1 pseudogene is annotated in these 603 nt (G+C 71.6%); it reads left to right on the plus strand.

What is annotated here, in order from left to right:
* Positions 1–603, plus strand: a pseudogene (locus ACMUOY_RS20070) (oxidoreductase); the annotation flags it as partial.

Here is a 603-nt window from a genome sequence, read left to right on the forward strand (position 1 = left end):
CAGGTCATGGCCGAGGCCACGGCGATCTCGCCGGAAGGGCGCATCACGGAGGGGGACCTCGGCATCTGGTCGGATGCGCACGCGGAGGCCTTCCGGCGCATCACGACCTTCATCGAGTCCCAGGGCGCCGTGCCGGCCATCCAGATCGCCCACGCGGGGCGCAAGGCCTCGACGGACATCCCCTGGAGGGGCGGCGCTCCCGTCTCCCCGGGGAAGGGCGGCTGGGTGCCGCTGGGCCCCAGCCCCGTCGCCTTCGACGGCGCGTCGACGACGCCCCGCGAGCTGACGGCAGGCGAGCTGCGCCAGATGGTTTCCCTCTACGAGGCGGCCACGCGCCGTTGCCTGCAGGCCGGGTTCCGGGTCGTCGAGATCCACATGGCGCACGGGTATCTCCTGCACGAGTTTCTCTCTGCCCTGTCGAATCGACGGACCGACACGTACGGCGGAAGTCTCGAGAACCGGATGCGTTTCCCGCTGGAGGTGGCCGGAGCGGTTCGCGAGGCCTGGCCGGCCGACCTGCCGCTTTTCGCCCGGCTCTCCTGCACGGACTGGGCGGAGGGCGGATGGGACCTGCCCCAGTCCGTCGAGCTTGCACGCCGGCTC

This window comes from Candidatus Skiveiella danica (genome assembly GCF_022705245.1).
Classification (GTDB): Bacteria; Pseudomonadota; Gammaproteobacteria; order Burkholderiales; family Burkholderiaceae_C; genus Skiveiella; species Skiveiella danica.